Origin of the sequence: Microbacterium paulum (genome assembly GCF_015707995.1) — a bacterium.
Taxonomy (GTDB): domain Bacteria; phylum Actinomycetota; class Actinomycetes; order Actinomycetales; family Microbacteriaceae; genus Microbacterium; species Microbacterium paulum.
In genome coordinates, this window is sequence record NZ_JAAGRY010000018.1 from 33046 (window position 1) to 50322 (window position 17277).

General features: G+C 66.1%; 16 protein-coding genes and 2 pseudogenes. 15 read left to right on the top strand and 3 right to left on the bottom strand.

What is annotated here, in order from left to right; translation table 11 throughout:
* The first annotated feature begins 161 nt into the window (after positions 1 to 161).
* The 13 genes and pseudogenes from G3N18_RS06225 to G3N18_RS06280 all read left to right on the top strand — a co-directional run bounded on the left by G3N18_RS06225 (position 162) and on the right by G3N18_RS06280 (position 12138).
* Positions 162 to 452 carry a DDE-type integrase/transposase/recombinase gene (locus tag G3N18_RS06225; protein ID WP_338038326.1) on the top strand — a complete coding sequence of 97 codons (291 nt, stop codon included), beginning with the start codon at positions 162 to 164 and terminating at the stop codon, positions 450 to 452.
* Positions 453 to 467: 15 nt separating this feature from the next.
* A pseudogene (locus G3N18_RS16580) lies at positions 468 to 692 on the top strand (hypothetical protein); the annotation flags it as partial.
* 586 nt (positions 693 to 1278) lie between these two features.
* A complete protein-coding gene (dnaK, locus tag G3N18_RS06230) occupies positions 1279 to 3144 on the top strand; it encodes a molecular chaperone DnaK (protein WP_196383456.1) in 1866 nt (621 codons plus the stop codon).
* Between the two features lie 18 nt (positions 3145 to 3162).
* A complete protein-coding gene (locus G3N18_RS06235; protein ID WP_196383457.1) occupies positions 3163 to 3702 on the top strand; it encodes a nucleotide exchange factor GrpE in 540 nt (179 codons plus the stop codon).
* A 3-nt stretch (positions 3703 to 3705) separates the two neighbouring features.
* Positions 3706 to 4593, top strand: coding sequence for a DnaJ C-terminal domain-containing protein (locus G3N18_RS06240; protein WP_196383458.1), 888 nt, complete (start codon positions 3706 to 3708; stop codon positions 4591 to 4593).
* Positions 4590 to 4901 carry a chaperone modulator CbpM gene (locus G3N18_RS06245; RefSeq protein ID WP_196383459.1) on the top strand — a complete coding sequence of 104 codons (312 nt, stop codon included), beginning with the start codon at positions 4590 to 4592 and terminating at the stop codon, positions 4899 to 4901. The genes G3N18_RS06240 and G3N18_RS06245 overlap by 4 nt, the downstream gene beginning before the upstream one ends.
* Entirely contained in the window at positions 4892 to 7519 is a 2628-nt protein-coding gene (gene clpB, locus G3N18_RS06250; protein ID WP_196383460.1) for an ATP-dependent chaperone ClpB, read from the top strand. The genes G3N18_RS06245 and clpB overlap by 10 nt, the downstream gene beginning before the upstream one ends.
* Positions 7516 to 7968 carry a thioredoxin gene (gene trxA, locus G3N18_RS06255; RefSeq protein WP_196383461.1) on the top strand — a complete coding sequence of 151 codons (453 nt, stop codon included), beginning with the start codon at positions 7516 to 7518 and terminating at the stop codon, positions 7966 to 7968. Before clpB ends, trxA begins: the two co-directional genes overlap by 4 nt.
* Entirely contained in the window at positions 7965 to 8225 is a 261-nt protein-coding gene (locus tag G3N18_RS16585) for a UBP-type zinc finger domain-containing protein (protein WP_196383462.1), read from the top strand. Before trxA ends, G3N18_RS16585 begins: the two co-directional genes overlap by 4 nt.
* Positions 8222 to 9934: an FAD-dependent oxidoreductase gene (locus G3N18_RS06265; RefSeq protein WP_196383463.1), complete on the top strand. Its 1713-nt coding sequence runs from the start codon at positions 8222 to 8224 to the stop codon at positions 9932 to 9934. The genes G3N18_RS16585 and G3N18_RS06265 overlap by 4 nt, the downstream gene beginning before the upstream one ends.
* Positions 9931 to 10833 (top strand): alpha/beta fold hydrolase, encoded by a 903-nt coding sequence (locus G3N18_RS06270; protein WP_206693016.1) that lies wholly within the window; start codon positions 9931 to 9933, stop codon positions 10831 to 10833. The genes G3N18_RS06265 and G3N18_RS06270 overlap by 4 nt, the downstream gene beginning before the upstream one ends.
* A 146-nt stretch (positions 10834 to 10979) precedes the next feature.
* Complete coding sequence (locus G3N18_RS06275) at positions 10980 to 11429, top strand: Hsp20/alpha crystallin family protein (protein ID WP_196383464.1); 450 nt, start codon at positions 10980 to 10982, stop codon at positions 11427 to 11429.
* A gap of 181 nt (positions 11430 to 11610) precedes the next feature.
* Complete coding sequence (locus G3N18_RS06280; RefSeq protein ID WP_196383465.1) at positions 11611 to 12138, top strand: YflT domain-containing protein; 528 nt, start codon at positions 11611 to 11613, stop codon at positions 12136 to 12138.
* Positions 12139 to 12404: 266 nt separating this feature from the next.
* On the opposite strand, the pseudogene G3N18_RS06285 reads toward G3N18_RS06280, so the two are convergent.
* The 3 genes and pseudogenes from G3N18_RS06285 to G3N18_RS06295 form a co-directional block, all read right to left on the bottom strand.
* Positions 12405 to 13082, bottom strand: a pseudogene (locus tag G3N18_RS06285) (IS3 family transposase); the annotation flags it as partial.
* A 1-nt stretch (position 13083) separates the two neighbouring features.
* On the bottom strand, positions 13084 to 14154 hold the full coding sequence (locus G3N18_RS06290; protein ID WP_196383467.1) for an IS256 family transposase: 1071 nt from the start codon (positions 14152 to 14154) through the stop codon (positions 13084 to 13086).
* Positions 14155 to 14607: 453 nt separating this feature from the next.
* Complete coding sequence (locus G3N18_RS06295; protein WP_027020518.1) at positions 14608 to 14919, bottom strand: putative quinol monooxygenase; 312 nt, start codon at positions 14917 to 14919, stop codon at positions 14608 to 14610.
* Positions 14920 to 15027: 108 nt separating this feature from the next.
* Between G3N18_RS06295 and G3N18_RS06300 the strand changes: the two genes are divergently transcribed.
* Entirely contained in the window at positions 15028 to 15969 is a 942-nt protein-coding gene (locus G3N18_RS06300; protein ID WP_196383468.1) for a GlxA family transcriptional regulator, read from the top strand.
* Positions 15970 to 16438: 469 nt separating this feature from the next.
* Positions 16439 to 17233 (top strand): IS3 family transposase, encoded by a 795-nt coding sequence (locus tag G3N18_RS16590; RefSeq protein WP_196383469.1) that lies wholly within the window; start codon positions 16439 to 16441, stop codon positions 17231 to 17233.
* The last annotated feature ends 44 nt before the right edge of the window (positions 17234 to 17277 follow it).

Below are 17277 nucleotides of genomic sequence, written 5' to 3' on the forward strand. Positions count from 1 at the left end.
GCCGCGCCCACCGCTTCGGTCAGCAGTTCGACGTCGTCGTTGTGAACTTCTCGAACAAGGGCAATCTCGCGGAGAAGCGGCAGTTCCGCGCAGACGCGCCGAATCGGCTCTGTGACATCACGCAACACCGCGCGAGAGACGGATGGGTCTGCTGCGCCGCCGTGATCGACGCCTATTCGCGCCGTATCGTCGGCTGGTCGATCAGCGATCGCATCACCGCGGAGATCGTCGTCGACGCGCTTGAGATGGCCCGGTGGCGGCGCCGTCCCGAGCCCGGAACCGTGGTCCACGCCGACAGAGGAGCGCAATACACCAGCTGGCTCTTCGGACACAGGCTCCACCAGGCAGGCCTGCTCGGATCGATGGGCAGAGTCGCGTCCAGCGTTGACAACGCGCTCATCGAGAGCTTCTGGTCGACCATGCAACGCGAACTCCTGGACCGCGACGTCTGAGACAGTCGGGCGCAGCTCGCGTCGGCGATGTTCGAGTGGATCGAGGCGTTCTACAACCCCACCCGCCGGCACACCGCGCTCGGCAACCTCAGCCCCGCCGACTACGAAACACTTCACACCCGCCGCAACCGCGGCATGATCAACACACAAGAACCGTCCGGGAAACCGGGTCAGGCTCCGTTCGTCAGGCAAATGACTTGCGAAATGTCTTCGTGCGGTCCATGCTGGCGTCAAAGCTAGTTTCGTTCGCGCATCTGCTTGGAACATATCGTCCAGGTGGGGTCTACACCTCCGACCGCCGAACAAACACTGGCAGTGGAGTTATAGCGACTCAGCGTAAATGTGGAGGTGGTGAGATGGTGACCTCATGTGCGGACCTGCGCGTCGCTCAGCAGATGGATCCGCGCTCGATGTCGGTCGATCTGTCCCGAGAGGGCGACGAGTACGTTCCTGGGGCGAACCTGCCAGGCATCGCCTCGGAGTCCATCGAGCTGGGTGGGCGGCCGGCCGCTCACCGTCCGCGCGGTGAGCGGCCCAGTCCGCGACCGCCGGCGCGAAGTGGTTCACCGCCGAACGGCCCCCACGGGCAATTCATGCGGCTACTGGGACTGGCGCCCGGCATCGGCAGCGACAGCGTCACCGCCAGTTGCGACCTGGGCGTCCTGCGAGTGGTGATGCCCATCGAGCAGCCCGCCGTCCGGAAAGATCCCCCTGAAGCAGCCTGTTTCCTGACTCTGGGCACTCAGCCCTGCGCCTGCGCCGATCCTGGCGCGCTCTTTGACGACCCCTGCAACGTGTCTCACGTGACAAGAAAGGAACAACCATCATGGCCAAGGCAGTAGGAATCGATCTGGGGACCACGAACTCCGTTATCGCCGTCTGGGAGGCCGGCGAGGAGAAGGTCATCCCGAACGTGGAGGGAGCCCGCACTACCCCGTCGGTGGTCGCTTTCACCGAGGACGGTGAACGGCTGGTGGGGCAGCTTGCCCGCCGGCAGAGCATCCTCAACCCGAAGGGCACCATCTCGTCCGCCAAGCGGTTCATCGGCCGGTCCTTCGACGAGGTCAAGGAGGAAGCCAACGCCGTCGGCTTCGACGTCGTGGAAGGGCCCAACGGCGAAGCACGGTTCAACATCCGCGGCAAGCTGTATGCCCCGGAGGAGATCAGCGCCATGGTGCTGCGCAAGCTCGTCGACGACGCCAGCAAGTTCCTCGGTGAGAAGGTGACCGAGGCTGTCATCACCGTTCCCGCCTACTTCAACGACGCCCAACGCACCGCGACCAAGGACGCCGGACGCATCGCCGGGCTCGAGGTGCTGCGCATCATCAACGAGCCCACCGCCGCCGCACTGGCGTACGGGATGGACAAGAAGAACCACGAGACCATCCTGGTGTTCGACCTCGGTGGCGGCACGTTCGATGTCAGCCTCCTCGACGTGGGCGACGGGGTCGTCGAAGTGCGATCCACCGCCGGTGACACCCATCTGGGCGGCGACGACTTCGACCGCCGGCTGGTGGACTATTTTGCCGACGAGTTCAAGAAAGAGAACGGCATCGACCTGCGCAACGACCCGCAGGCGCTGCAGCGACTGTTCGAGGCGGCCGAGAAGGCGAAGGTCGAGCTCAGCTCGGTGTCCCAGACCCAGGTCAGCCTGCCCTTCATCACCGCCGACGCCAGCGGACCCAAGCACCTCACCATGACCGTGACGCGGTCCAAGTTCGAAGACCTCACCGCTGACCTCGTTGAGCGGTGCCTCGGTCCGGTGCGTCAGGCGATGGCCGACGCGAAGGTCAGCGAGAACGATATCGACGAGGTCATCCTCGTGGGCGGTTCCACCCGCATCCCCGCGGTCCAAGCGCTCGTCAAGCGGCTCACCGGCGGCAAGGAGCCGAACATGACGGTGAACCCCGATGAGGTGGTCGCTGTGGGCGCCGCCATCCAAGCTGCGGTCCTCAAGGGCGACGTCGACGACGTGCTGCTACTGGATGTCACCCCGCTGTCGCTGGGTGTGGAGACCCGCGGTGGCGTGATGACGAAGATCATCGAACGCAACACCACCATCCCCGCCCGACGCAGCGAGGTGTTCTCCACGGCCGAAGACAACCAGCCGTCGGTGGAGATCGTCGTCTTGCAGGGCGAGCGGGAGAACGCCGCCGACAACCGAGTGCTGGGCCGTTTCCAGCTCACCGGCATCCGCCCCGCTCCTCGCGGTGAAGCACAGGTCGAGGTCACTTTCGACATCGACGCGAACGGCATCCTGCACGTGACGGCAAAGGACAAGGACACCGGAACCGAGCAGGGCATCACCATCAGCGACACCTCGAACCTGGACCAGGGCGAGATCGACCGGATGATCAAGGAAGCCGAGCAGCACCGTGCTGACGACCAGGCGCTGCGCCAGGCCGTGGACGCCCGCAACGAGCTGGACTCCGCCGCCTACCAGGTCGAGCGGGTACTGCGTGAGCTCGGCGACGCTGCACCGGAGCACGAGCGTGCCCGCGCGGAGCTGCTCATCACGCAGGCCCGCGAGGCAGTGCAGAACAACGTCGGCGAGCAGGAAGCGAAAGAGCGCACCGGCGAGCTGCTGCAGGTTGCGCAGTCCCTTGCAGCGGCCCGCGCGAACGCCAGCGACGCTGAGCAGCCCGCTCAGGACGACGAAGACGACGTCGTCGACGCCGAATTCGACAAGTAGCACGGAGGGAGGATCGCGATGGTCGAGGAGCAGAACGAGGACACGCGGGCAGTGGACCTGCTGAACGACGACCTCACCGACGTGTCCCCCGAGGAGATCCGCGCCGCGCAATCAGCGGTCGCCGCCCAGTTGGAGACGGCCGAGGACCGGTGGCGCCGGGCGGCGGCGGACTACGACAACCTCCGCAAACGGATGGCGCGCGAGATCGAGACCGTCCGCGAGCAGGAGCGGCGGCACACCGCCGAAGCCTTCTTGCCCGTCGTCGACGGGCTGGACCGGGCGCTCAGCTTCGGGGTGGACCTTGACGAGGGCGTTCTGGGTGGCATGCAGGCCGTCCGGGCGCAGGCCGCTGATGCGTTGCGCGCACTCGGGTACCCCGAGATTCTCATCGACGGTGCGGAGTTCGACCCGCAGCTGCACGAGGCGGTCTCGGTCGTCGAGGATGCCAGCGCCCCGTCGCGCAGCATCCTCGCCGTCACTCGCGCCGGGTTCGGAACGCCTGAGCGGATGCTGCGACCGGCTGCGGTCGTGGTCACCCGCAGGCCGGATGAGGAGTAGGAGATGGCGGAGGATCTCTACAGCGTGCTGGGGGTCTCCCGGTCGGCGGATCAGAAGGAGATCCGCCGCGCCTACCGGGAGAAGGCCCGCAAGTTCCACCCGGACGTCAACAAGACCCCGGGGGCGGAGGATACCTTCAAACGGATCAGTGAAGCCCACGATGTGCTGTCCGACCCGGAAACCCGCTCACAGTACGACCGGTTCGGTGAGAACTTCCGGCAGTACGCCGCCGCGGACGCGGCTCGCTCCTCCGAGCAGCCGCGCCGCAGCGGCGGCACCCGATACACGTGGAGCGGGGGCGGCGCGCAGAGCGTGAACTGGGAGGACCTCTTCGGGGGCGGCTTCGGTGGTTTCGGTCGCGGCGCCGACCACACAGCGGAGCTGGAGATCACCGTCGAGGAGGCCTACCGGGGCGGGCGGCGCACCGTGCAGGTCGCGTCCCCGTACGGCGGCGCGCAGGAGTACACCATCGATATCCCAGCGGGCGCTGTCGACGGGCAGCGGCTGCGGATCGCGGGCGCAGGCGGAGCGGGCGCCGACGGGCAGGACGGGGACCTGCTGGTCACGCTGCGCGTGAAGGACAGTAAGCGGTACCGGCTCAGCGGCGCGGACATCGAAACGGACCTTCCCATCTCACCGTGGGAGGCGGCGCTGGGCGCGGATGTCAGCGTGCCCACCCCCGGCGGCCCGGTCACCGTGCACGTTCCACCCGGCTCGTCCACTGGCAGGCGACTCCGCCTGCGCGGGCAGGGGATGCCCCGCAGAGGACAGCCGGGAGACCTGTATGCGCGGGTGAAGGTCGTCGTTCCGCGCACTCTCAGCAAGAAAGAGAAGGAGCTGTTCGAACAGCTCCGCGACGTATCGTCGTTTGATCCGAGGAGAGGATCATGACCTCACATCACCTGCCCGTCCGTGTCGCCCGGGCCGACCTGGCGGCGACCGCGGTGGCCGCAGGTATCCACCCGGATACGCTGCGGAAGTTCGTCGAGCTGGGGCTGGTCACCGCCCACGTCGACACCAGCGGCCGGCTGTGGTTCGCCCGTACAGTCCCCGCCCGCGTGCACACCATCGTGCGTCTGCACTCCGATCTTGCCGTGAACTACGCCGGCATCGCTCTCGTGCTCGACCTGCTCGCCCGCATCGAGCAGCTCGAGCACGACCGGACCATCCGACTTGAAGGAAACACCTCATGGACATGAACTCACTCACTCAGAAGTCGCAGGAAGCGCTCACCTCAGCCCAGAGGATCGCGGTCCTTGCCGGTCAGATCGAAACGGACGAGGAGCATCTCCTGCTCGCACTGCTGCAGCAGGAGGAGGGGCTGGTTCCCCGACTGCTGCAGACAGCGGGTGCTGACGTGGAAGCGGTACTCGCCGACGTCGAAGCGGAGATCGCCCGCAAGCCCAGCGTCTCCGGGTCATCCCCGCAGACCGGTCAGGTGTACCTCAGCCGCAGCCTCACCTCCACCCTGGAACGGGCGGAGCGGGAGGCAAAGCGGCTGAAAGACTCCTATATCTCCGTGGAGCATCTCGTTCTGGCCCTCGCCGACGACTCCTCCAACCGTCCAGCGTCCCGCGTGCTGCGCGGGCACGGTGTCACCCGGGAGAGCTTCCTCAGCGCGCTCACCAAGATCCGCGGCAACCAGCACGTCAACTCCGCCACCCCCGAGCAGACGTACGAGGCGTTGGCGAAGTACGGCCGTGACCTGGTCGCTGACGCCCGATTGGGCAAGCTTGACCCGGTCATCGGGCGTGATGCGGAGATCCGCCGGGTCATCCAGATCCTCTCCCGCAAGACCAAGAACAACCCCGTCCTCATCGGCGAGCCCGGTGTCGGAAAGACCGCCATCGTGGAGGGCCTTGCCCAGCGGATCTTGCGTGAGGACGTGCCCGAGGGCCTTCGCGACAAGACTGTGTTCTCGCTGGACCTGTCTGCCCTGGTCGCCGGCGCGAAGTACAGGGGCGAGTTCGAGGAGCGAATGAAGGCAGTCCTGGCGGAGGTGAAAGCAGCGGAGGGACGCATCCTGCTGTTCATCGACGAACTGCACACCCTGGTGGGGGCGGGAGCCAGCGAAGGGGCGATGGACGCCGGCAACATGCTCAAGCCGATGCTCGCCCGCGGGGAGCTGCACCTCATCGGTGCCACCACCCTCGTTGAGTACCGCAAGCACATCGAGAAGGACGCTGCCCTGGAACGCCGGTTCCAGACGGTGATGGTCGAAGAACCCGACGTGGAGGACGCGATCTCGATCCTCCGCGGCCTGCGCGAACGGCTGGAGATCTTCCACGGTGTCCGCATCCAGGACAGCGCATTGGTCGCTGCCGCCGTGCTGTCCCACCGGTACATCCCCGACCGATTCCTGCCCGACAAGGCCATCGACCTCATCGACGAAGCCTGTGCGCGACTGCGAACCGAGATCGACTCAATGCCCGCTGAGCTCGACGAGCTGACCCGGCGGGTGACCCGCCTGGAGATCGAGGAAGCGGCGCTGTCGAAGGAAACGGACCCTGCCAGCAAGAAACGGCTGGAGGAGTTGCGCCGGGAACTGACCGACCTGAAGGCGGAGGCGGACGCCAAGCGCGCCCAGTGGGAGGCGGAGCGTCAAGCGATCCGCAAGGTCCAGGAGCTGCGCGCTGAGCTGGAGCGGCTGCGGCGGGAGGCAGAGGAGGCTGAGCGCTCCTACGACCTCAACCGTGCCGCTGAACTGCGGTACGGGGCTATCGCTGACCTGGAACGACGCCTGCAGGCCGAGGAGGAGCGTCTCACCTCCAAGCAAGGCGGGCAGCGGCTGCTGCGGGAGGTGGTCACCGAGGAGGAGATCGCCGAGATCGTCGCAGCGTGGACGGGGATCCCCGTGGCCCGGCTGAAGGAAGGTGAACGCAACAAGATCCTCACCCTGGAAGCCACCCTCAAGGAGCGGGTGGTCGGTCAGGATGAGGCCATCACGCTCGTCAGCGACGCGATTATCCGTGCCCGATCCGGCATCCGCGACCCGCGCCGACCCATCGGCTCGTTCATCTTCCTCGGCCCCACCGGAGTGGGAAAGACGGAACTGGCCAAAGCGCTCGCGCAAGCACTGTTCGACAGCGAGTCGGCGATGGTCCGGCTGGACATGAGCGAATACCAGGAACGTCACACCGTCAGCCGGCTCATCGGTGCACCTCCCGGGTATGTCGGGTACGACGAGGGAGGGCAGCTGACCGAGGCGGTGCGCCGCCACCCGTACAGCGTGGTCCTTTTCGACGAGATCGAGAAAGCGCACCCGGACGTGTTCAACACGCTGCTGCAGGTCCTCGACGACGGCCGCATCACCGACAGTCAGGGACGCACCGTCGACTTCCGCAACACCATCATCATCATGACCTCCAACATCGGTGCCCATCACCTGTTGGGCTCCGATGGCGGCGCGATCCCCGAGGACGTGCGAAACCGTGTGCTCGGTGAGTTGCGCGCCCACTTCCGTCCCGAGTTCCTCAATAGGGTGGACGACATCGTGGTGTTCTCGCCACTGGGTCGCGAACAGATCCAGGACATTGTGGAGTTGCAGTTCACCGACCTGCGCTCCCGGCTGGCCGAGCGTCAGATCCGCATCGAGCTGACGCCCGCGGCACGCCAGTTCATCGCCGACCGCGGCTACGACCCCGTGTACGGTGCGCGTCCGCTGCGACGCTACATCAGCCATGAGATCGAGACCCGGCTGGGTCGTGCGCTGCTGAGCGGGCAGGTGATGGACGGGTCGACGGTCACGCTGGACGTGCAGGACGGCGACCTCGTCTTCATCATCGCAGCGCCCGCCGAAGAGGAGGACGCGCCGTGAGCGCGATTGTGACCTGCCCCAACTGCGGGAAGAAGAACCGTGTCCCCGCCGCCGCGTCGGGGTACCCGCGCTGCGGCGTCTGCAAGAGCGCCTTGCCGTGGATCGTCAATGCGGGCGATGCGGACTTCGCCGAGGTGGTCGAGCAGGCCCCGCAAGTGGTGCTCGTGGACTTGTGGGCGACCTGGTGCGGACCGTGCCGGATGGTCAGCCCTGCCCTCGAGAAGGTCGCCACGGAACGTGCCGGCAAGCTCAAGCTGGTGAAAGTGGACGTGGACGCCGCCCCGGAGACGGCCCGCAAGTTCTCCGTCCAGGCGGTGCCGACCCTGCTCATCCTCAACCGAGGGAACGTGCTCTCCCGCCAATCTGGAGCCGCCCCGCCGGACGTGCTGCTGCGCTGGGTCGACGAGGCGCTGCAGAAGAAGGCTGACTCGGCCAGCGGTGCCCCATGACATACGTCGACCCACACGTCCCGCTCATCCGCGCGGTCCGTCCCCGGACACCCGGGTCATGTGAGGACTGCGTGGCGGCCGGCACGCCCTGGCTGCACCTGCGGATGTGCCGCACCTGCGGGAAGGTCGGGTGCTGCGACTCCTCCCCGATGCGGCACGCCCGCACGCATGCGTTCACGGCGGGGCACCCCATCGTGCGGTCGCTGGAGCTGGGGGAGAACTGGAGTTGGTGCTACGTGGACGAAGCGTACCTATGAGTGACGCGCTCCCCGCCAACCTCCGCCAGGTCGCTCAGGCCGAGACGCCTGACACCATCGGCGCCTTCCCGCGGCTCAGCGACGAGCAGATCGCGGTGCTGCTCGCACGAGGGCAGCGCCGCACACTCACCGACGGGGAGGTTCTCATCCGCCCCGGCGAGCACCCGTCCTCCCTGTATGTCGTCCTGGAAGGGCACCTGCTCACGGCGGACACCGAACCTGCGGCGGATCCGCGTCACTCCGATGAGCCGTTGGCGGTCGGGGTGCACGGCCGCGGCCGGTTCGTGGGGGATGTCGGGTTGCTGGAAGGACAGCCGTCTTTCGTATTCGTCTCCGCCTTCGGCGCCGCCGAGGTGGTGGAGGTGCCCGTCGACGAGATGGAGGCCATCGTCACGTCGGATCCGCTGTTGGGTGAGATCATCCTGCGGGCCTACCTCATCCGCCGCTCCCTGGCCATCGGGGAGGGAGCGGGCTTGCGGATCGTCGGCTCCTGCTTCTCCCCGCAGACCCGGGATCTGCTGGACTTCGTCGCACGAAACCGGCTGCCCCACCGGCTGGTGGACCTGGATGAGGACGAGAAAGCGGAGCGGCTGGTCCGCCAGTTCGGCGCCACCGTCGCCGACTTCCCGCTGGTGATCCTCGGCGGCTCACGCACTGTCCTGGGTGCCACCCCGGCACGGCTTGCCGAAGAGTTGGGGCTGCGCCCGCCCGCCCCGCCGGCCACCTGCGATGTGGTGGTCGTCGGCGCTGGGCCGGCTGGTCTTGCCGCGGCGGTGTACGCAGCCTCCGATGGGTTGTCGGTCTACCTGTGCGACGCGGTCGCCACCGGCGGGCAGGCGGGAACATCAGCGAAGATCGAGAACTATCTGGGGTTTCCTGCCGGAATCTCCGGCTTTGAGCTCGCCGACCGCAGCCTCCTGCAAGTGCGCAAGTTCGGTGCCACGTTGGACATCCCGACCAAGGTCCAGGAGGTCGTAGAGGATGAGGACCGCTTCCGGGTGACCTTCGAAGATGGCAGGGAGGTCACCTCAGATGTGGTGGTCCTTGCCACCGGAGTGCGATACCGCTCGCTTCCCGCCGCGGGGCTGGACCGGTTCCAGGCCACGAACGTGTTCTACGCGGCAACAGCGCAGGAAGCGCGGATGTGCGTAGACACACCTGTCGCTGTTGTCGGTGGCGGTAACTCCGCTGGCCAGGCCGCGCTGTTCCTTGCCCGCACGTCCCCCCGTGTGCACCTTGTGGTGCGCGCCGCGGACCTGGGAGCGGGAATGTCCAGATACCTGGTGGACCAGATCCAACATCACCCCCGTATCAACGTGCTGCTGTCCTCGGAGGTCGTGGAAGCACACGGCGGCAATCGTTTGGAAGCGGTCACAGTCCGTCACGGTGACGTGTTGGAGAAGCTCCGCGTGGGGCACGTGTTCGTCTTCGTCGGCGCCGCTCCTGCGACGACGGGATTGAAGGTCGATGTGGCACGCGATCCTGACGGGTACATCCTCACCGGCGTGGAGGCGGAGCTGGCCGGCGCGCGGACGGACGGAAGCCCTCGCTTCTCTTTGGAGACCACCATCCCCGGAGTCTTCGCTATCGGCGATGTGCGGCACGGGTCTGTGAAGCGAATGACCTCGGCTGTGGGTGAGGGCGCCAGTGTGGTCCGGCAGATCTACGAGTACCTGAACGAGGGTCGTCACAGTCGGGTGTGGGCATGAGCTCCGACATCCAGGGACACCTGACGCCGCACGCCGCCCCGAACCCGGCAGCCGTGGGAGAACCCGCGGATCCTCCGGTGGCCCGTGCGGGCGTAGCGGGCGAGATCCGCTCGAGGTTGCGTCGGATGAGGTGGTTTCGCCGCATGCCGGTGCTGCATATCGCCGAGGAACGCGGCGAGGGCCCGACGGTGCTGCTGCTGCACGGTATCGCGTCCTCGTCGGTGACGTTTCACCACGTGATCCCGCTGCTCGAGCGCACCCACCGGTGCATCGCCATCGATCTGCTCGGCTTCGGCGAGTCGCCGGCGCCGGAGTGGGCCGATTACACCCTGGCCGACCATGTCGCCGCTATCGAGCGGACGGTCGCGTCGCTGCGGCTGCGCGAGCCGTTCACTGTGGTCGGGCATTCCATGGGCGCCCTCATCGGCGCCCGGTACGCCGCCCGGCGGCAAAAGCGAGTCGCGAAGCTCGTGATGGTCAGCCCACCTATCTATCTGGCACCCCATGAAATCGGGGACGTCATCGAGCGGGCCCGGATGGACTTCTACCTGCGGCTCTACGAGTTCCTCCGCACGAACCGGGAGTTCACCCTCCGGCACGCTGCGCTGGTACAGCGGCTGCTGCCCATCCCCAAAGCTGTAGATATCACTGAACGCAACTGGGAGCCATTCGTCAAGTCGTTGCAGCACTCCATCGAGTCACAGACCACGCTCAGCGACATCGCCCATGTCAAAGCCCCCATCGACGTCATCATGGGCGACCTCGACGAGTTCCGCTCCGAAGCCGTGCTGCGCATCGTGGAGCGGATGAGGGGGGTCACCGTCCGGCGTGTGCGGGCGACGAACCACCTCATCGGCAAGCGCCTCGCGCGAGTCGTCGCCGAGGCGGTGACAGCATGACGATTTCGCCCAAGACAGCAGATTCTTAGTACGAGAAACAACCAGATGAAAGGGTCAAAAACGATGGCGCTCTCGTGTGGAGAGTGCTAATTTCAAGGTATCGGGATAGACCCGAGGACCCGCATACGGAAAGGAAACGATTCATCATGGCAACGTCATTCGATCCTTTGAGCGAACTCGACCGCCTCGCGTCCGGCCTGCTTCAGTCCCGTCCGGGACCGCGTGTGATGCCGGTCGACCTGTACCGGGAAGCTGACCGTTACATTCTCACCGCCGACCTGCCCGGGGTCGAACCGGAGTCGATAGACATCGACGTCGACGGTCAGTTGCTGACGATCCGCGCCCAGCGCACTGCACCCCGCACCGAGGGAGTCAAGTGGCTCATTCAGGAGCGACCGGCGGGTACCTACCTCCGCCAGTTCAGCATCGGTGAGGGTGTGGACTCGGCGAACATCTCCGCCTCGTACGACAACGGCGTGCTCAGCCTGGTCATCCCGGTCAGCCAGAAAGCCAAGCCGCGCAAGATTCATGTCCTGAGTCAGCACTCGGCTCAGGAGCAACGCCCGGCCGGAGACCCATCGACGAGCCAAAGTTAGCTTCTCGTTCGCGGCACGCGCCGAAAGCAAAACAAGGGCGACCTCGCCCTGATGCCGAACGGTGCAACACCCGGCCTTGCAAGACCCGAAGACGGGCGTGCACCCAGCCTTCTGGTCGTAGCACGGTGGTTCATCCAGTTTTCACTAAAGTTCATCCAGTTTTCACTAAAGGAGTAAGTCCATGACAAGCCCCGAGGCCCCTCGCAACAACCCTCCGGAACAGGACGCTAGTGAGTTCTCGTCCACCAATGACCCCCGCTGGAAACAAACGATCGCGCGGTTCTCTGACTACGCCAGTGCGCAGGCAGCGGTTGACCGTCTTGCCGACGCCGGCTTCCCTGTGGAACGAGTGGCGATCGTGGGGCTCGACGTTCGTGTTGTCGAGCATGTACTCGGTCGCTTGACAGGAGGAAAGGCTGCGCTCAGAGGCGCAGCCGCTGGAGCATGGTTCGGTCTTCTGCTAGGCCTGCTGTTCGGGCTGTTCGCCCCCGGATTCGGTTGGCTGGCCATCGTGATCATCTCAGTCGCCTCCGGCGCGGTTTGGGGTGCTTTGCTTTACTTCGTTGGATACCTGGCTACGGGCGGCCAACGGGACTTCGAATCACAGAAGACCCTCGAGGCGGCCCACTACGAGGTCCAAGTGGAAGCACCATACGCTGCGGAGGCCGCTCGTCTCCTCGCGGACCGGACCGCCCACCCCGGAGACTGAATGGCGTTCTCCGCCAGTCTCCGTTTCGATGGCGTCGCGAGTGCACTACACGAAGAGGTCCATCGAGAGTCAAGCAGTATCGGTTCTGTTGTGCTCCACGGATTCCGCCATGCTCGTGGAAACTGACCCGTTGTCCGGAGAACTAGGCGAATGGGAAGCCGACGACGCGTCGGTACCGGTCGAGGAGAAGGCCGCGGGCGTGAGGAACGAACTGGTGACAGTTTCGGTTTAGGCCGCGAGTGTGAGCGGCTCGGCTAGCTTGGCTTCGATTCCATGGCCGCGTTGTCCCCTGCGGCGCCGCCACGGCCCATCGATCCGACCATGTCGTGACGGCGTAACTCGCGGGCCATGGCGCGGCTGCGGAACTGGCTACCCCTATCGGCGTGCAGGATGCAGCCGGCGACCTCACCGCGGCGGGCGACGGCGTTTCGGACGGCGTCGACGGCGAGCTTCGCGGTCATCCGATCCGAGATCGAGTAGCCAACGATCCGGTTCGAGAACACGTCCTTGATCGCGCAGCAATAGAGCTTGCCTTCGCTCGTCCAATGCTCCGTGATGTCCGTGAGCCAGAGTCGGTTCGGCGCGTCCGCGTGGAACACCCGCTGCACGTGATCGTCGAACACCGGCGGGCCGGCTTTCTTGCCCTTCCCGCGCCGCCGGCGCTGCGAGGACGAGAGAATCCCGGCCTGCGAACACAGCTTCCACGCCGTGCGCCTGCTCATCCGCCACCCCGCTCGGCGGGCTTCGTCGGCGAGGGATCGGTAGCCGAACGTCGGGTCGTCGTGGTGCGCGTCGTGGAGCGCGTTGATCCGATACGCGCGCAGCAGGTCCGCGTCACGATCGGATTGTTGCGCCACCGGTAGTAGGGCTGTCTTGCGAGCTTCAGGACCCGGCACGACACCGTCAGGGTGTGTCAGATTAACGGTGGATCTGGCCTGGCGCATTTCAGTTGATTCGGCCTTCGAAGGTGATCGCGAAGGCGTTGAGTGCGGGCTTCCACCTCGTCACCCAGCGTGCCCGACCCCTGCCAGTGGGGTCAAGCGACCGAGTCACGAGGTAGAGGCACTTCAACGCGGCGGCGTCGTTCGGGAAGTGCCCACGCGCCCTGACCGCGCGGCGGTAGCGGGCGTTGAGGGACTCGATCGCGTTGGTGCTGCAGATGATGCGGCGGATCTCGACGTCGTAGTCCAGGAACGGGATGAACTCCGTCCAGGCGTTCTCCCAGAGCTTGCGGATCGCGGGATACATCGTGCACCACTTCTCGGCGAACTCCTCGAACCTCGCCTTCGCGGCGGCTTCGGTCGGCGCGGTGTAGACAGGGCGCAGGTCACGGGCGATCTGGTCCCAGTACTTGCGCGACGCGAAGCGGAACGTGTTGCGGATCAGGTGGATAATGCACGTCTGCACGACCGCGAGCTCCCACGTCGTGGTGATCGACTCCGGCAAGCCCTTCAGCCCGTCGCAGACCACGATGCACACGTCCTCGACACCGCGGTTCTTGATCTCGGTGAGCACGCCCAGCCAGAACTTCGCGCCCTCGCCGCCATCGCCGGCCCAGATCCCGAGGATGTCGCGCTCCCCGGCCGTGGTGACGCCGACGGCGACGTAGAACGGCTTGTTGCGCAGCCCGCGCGCGGTCAGCGACAGGACAATCTCGTCGATCCCGTCCAACCGCCGCTGCCGCTTGCGCACGATCTTCGGCTGGAACGACCCGTCACGATCTCTCGGCACGTCGATCTCGACGGCACCGACCTCGGTGAGCACGGTCTTGGACCGGGTCCGTTTGCGCGCGTTCTCGCCGTTCGATGATGCGTGCTTCTCATAGCCGAGATGCTCGGTCATCTCCGCCTCGAGCGCGGTCTCGAGCACGGTCTTCGTCAGCCCGCCCAGCAGGCCTCCCGGCCCCACGAGGCCGACGCCCTGCTCCTTCGCCTGCGCAAGCAGCTGCTCGGCGATCTGTTGCTGACCGATGATCTCTCCCGTCACAGGATCGATCATCTCGATGGTCTGGCTCATAGCCCTTCCTTTCGGTCAGGCCAGTCCCAGATCCACCGTTTTGCTGACAGTCCCGAGAGAGCCGTGTAGCGACGACCGCTGGAACCCGCCGAGCAGAACCGAGGAATTTCAGTGAGCGCCGTCAAGTGGGCGCATCAAGCGATAGACGCAAAGCCGACGTGATTAGGTCGTCGGTTCGATTCCGACAGGCGGCTCCGGCGAACAGCCCCTGACCTGCGGAAACGCAGGTCAGGGGCGGTTCGGTTCGGGTGGTCGCGCGATGCGCTGGCCTCACGGCTCTGCCCGACACCGACATCGCTCTCCTCTGCGACGGACCCCTCGCCGGCTGAGCGCTCGCGGCCGGCATCCTGTCCGTGTGCCGATAGGCCTCGCACCGCTGGGCAACGCAGCGTGGCGTTGCGTCGCGACCTGGCGACGGCTCGGCGGGGCGCGATCGTCTCGTGCGTTGGCGGACTACGGGAGCTTGGACGCGAGGACGTCGGCCGCCAGGATCTCGGGTGCTGCGCTGAGGAGGTGCTGGTTGGCCATCAGGGCTGCGACGATGGCGCCGTTGGCGTGGGCGTCGCGAGCGGCCTCGTCGGGGAATGCATCGAAGATCCAGAAGGTGTCGGCGTGGGTCCTGACCGCGAACCAGACAATCGTTCCTACTTCTTCGTTGGCGAGTGCGACAGCGCCGGCGAGCAGATCGGCGAGCGCGTCGTGCTGTCCATCGGCCGCGACGATCTTGGCGACGAAGGCATACGGAAGTGATGCGGGTGTGGACATGAGGGACTCTCCTAGGTGTCGAGGTTTCTTGGTGAAGCGAGTTCAGCCTATGACGAGCGAGGACCGGTGGGTAGTGGCGTATACGGCAGTATTGCTATTGTTTACGTCATGCGTATCGGACTGATCGCGATCGACGGCTGCTTCGGTTCGGCTATCGCGTCGATCATCGACATCGTGCGGGTGGCCGACGGTGCGCGCGGCGATGTCGACCCGCGGATCGACCCGATCGAACTCGCCATCCTCGGACCGAAACGGCGAGTGACCACGACGGCATCGATGACCCTGTCGGTGGACCACCCGCTGTCGGAGTCCGGAGAGTTCGACGTGGTCGTCGTCCCTGCGCTTGGAACCCTTACGGCCGCCGCTACCAACGACGTCCTCCAGAGCCGAGATGCTCGTTCGGTCATCGCCTCGCTCGGGCGCCTCGACGAGGCGACCACCCGGATCGCCGCGGCGTGCACCGGCGTGTTCGCTGTCGCCGAGACCGGACGGATGCATCATCGGCGGGCGACGACCAGCTGGTTCCTGGGGCCGGAGTTCCTGAAGCGCTATCCGACCGTCGCCCTCGATCTCGACACCATGGTCGTGGTCGACGGGAACCTCGTCACCGCCGGCGCCGCGTTCGCCCACATCGACCTCGCGCTCTCACTCGTGCGATCGATCAGCCCCGACCTGGCCCAACATGTCGCCAAGCTCCTCATCATCGACGAGCGCCCGTCGCAGGCGGCCTTCGTCGCTTACGAACATCTCCGGCACGAGGACCCGATCATCGTCGAGTTCGAACGCTTCGTGCGCGCCCGCCTGGGCGAACCGTTCAACGTCGCCTTCGTCGCGCAGTCACTTGGCACCAGCCGGCGCACCCTCGAACGACGAGTCCGTTCGGCGCTCAACCTCACTCCGCTCGGCTTCGTCCAACGGCTTCGCATCGAACGAGCTCGGCACCTCTCAGCAACCACGGACCTCACCTCCGCCGAGATCGCGCTACGGGTCGGCTACGCGAACGCCGAGACTCTGCGCTCCCTCCTGCGTAGGGAGCGACGCCGTTCCTGACCTATCGCCATGCCTGTAGCCGGTGTGCTAGTGCTCGACTGGAACCACCTCTCAGCACGTCGCGTCGACGCTCCCGCGTCGCCCCTGAACGACCCACTCGACACGCCCGCAGCACAGGCCATGGGAGCCTGCCCCGCTTTCCCGGACACCAACTTTGAGGCGATGATCGTCTCGGAAGGAGTCCGTGAGATGCCTGCTGCCCGACCGCCGGAGTTCCGGCGTCGAGCCCTGGCCTGGTTGCCCAGGGAAACCCCGTCGGCCAGACCGCGCGTGAACTCGGGATCAGCGAGTCCTGTCTTCGGAACTGGATGAATCGTGATGCGGTCGATTCCGGCCGCAAGCCGGGTCTGACGACCGAGGAGCACAAGGAGCTCGTCGAGCTGAGGCGCCGGTTGCGGGTGCTGGAGATGGAGAACGAGATCCTCAAGCGCGCGTCGGCGCACTTCGCCAGGGAGAACGTCCTCCCAAAATGGGGTTCCGGCTGGTCCAGGAGCTCGCCGCTGACGGTGTGCCTGTCGCGGTGGCCTGCCGGTTCCTTGGGGTCTCCACCTCGGGATACCACGAACGGCGGGAGCGGATGCCATCACCGCGGTCCGTCGCCGACGCGGAGTTGACGATCACGATTCGTCGCATCCACTCAGACTCCCGCGAGATCTATGGCGCCCCGCGGGTGCTCGCAGAGCTGCGGCCGGGCCTCGGTGTTCAGGTGGGCCGCAAGCGCGTCGCGCGGCTCATGCGACTGGACGGACTGGTTGGCGTCTCGCATCGCCGCAAGCGGCGCGGCTGGAAGCCGGACACGGCCACGCACGAGGATCTCGTGAAACGGCAGTTCCGCGCCGACGCCCCGTACCGGCTCTGGTTCTGCGACATCACGCAACACCGGGCCAGGGACGGATGGGTCTACTGCGCTGCGGTGATCGACGCCTACTCCAGGCGCATCGTGGGCTGGTCGATCTCGGATCGCATCACCGCGGAGATCGTTGTCGACGCGCTCGAGATGGCCAGGTGGCGACGCCGGGTCAGGCTCCGGGGGTCAGGGGTTCGAGTCCCCTCAGGTCAACCATGGAGTGGATGTTCAAACCCGCGACATCAGCGGGCTTTACGTCCTCTCCCGCACGCAGCCTGGCCTCATAGGTCAGCGCTGCGGCATGGAGCGATGGATCGAGCAGCATGTCGAACGGCTCACCTGGGCTGGCTGGGTCTGCCCCGAGTCTTGTTGATAGTCGGGGTTTGGGGTGATCAGGCCGCTTCTGCGTCCTTGTAGATCATCTCAAACTCGGCGGGGGTGAGTTTGCCGAGGCCGCGCTG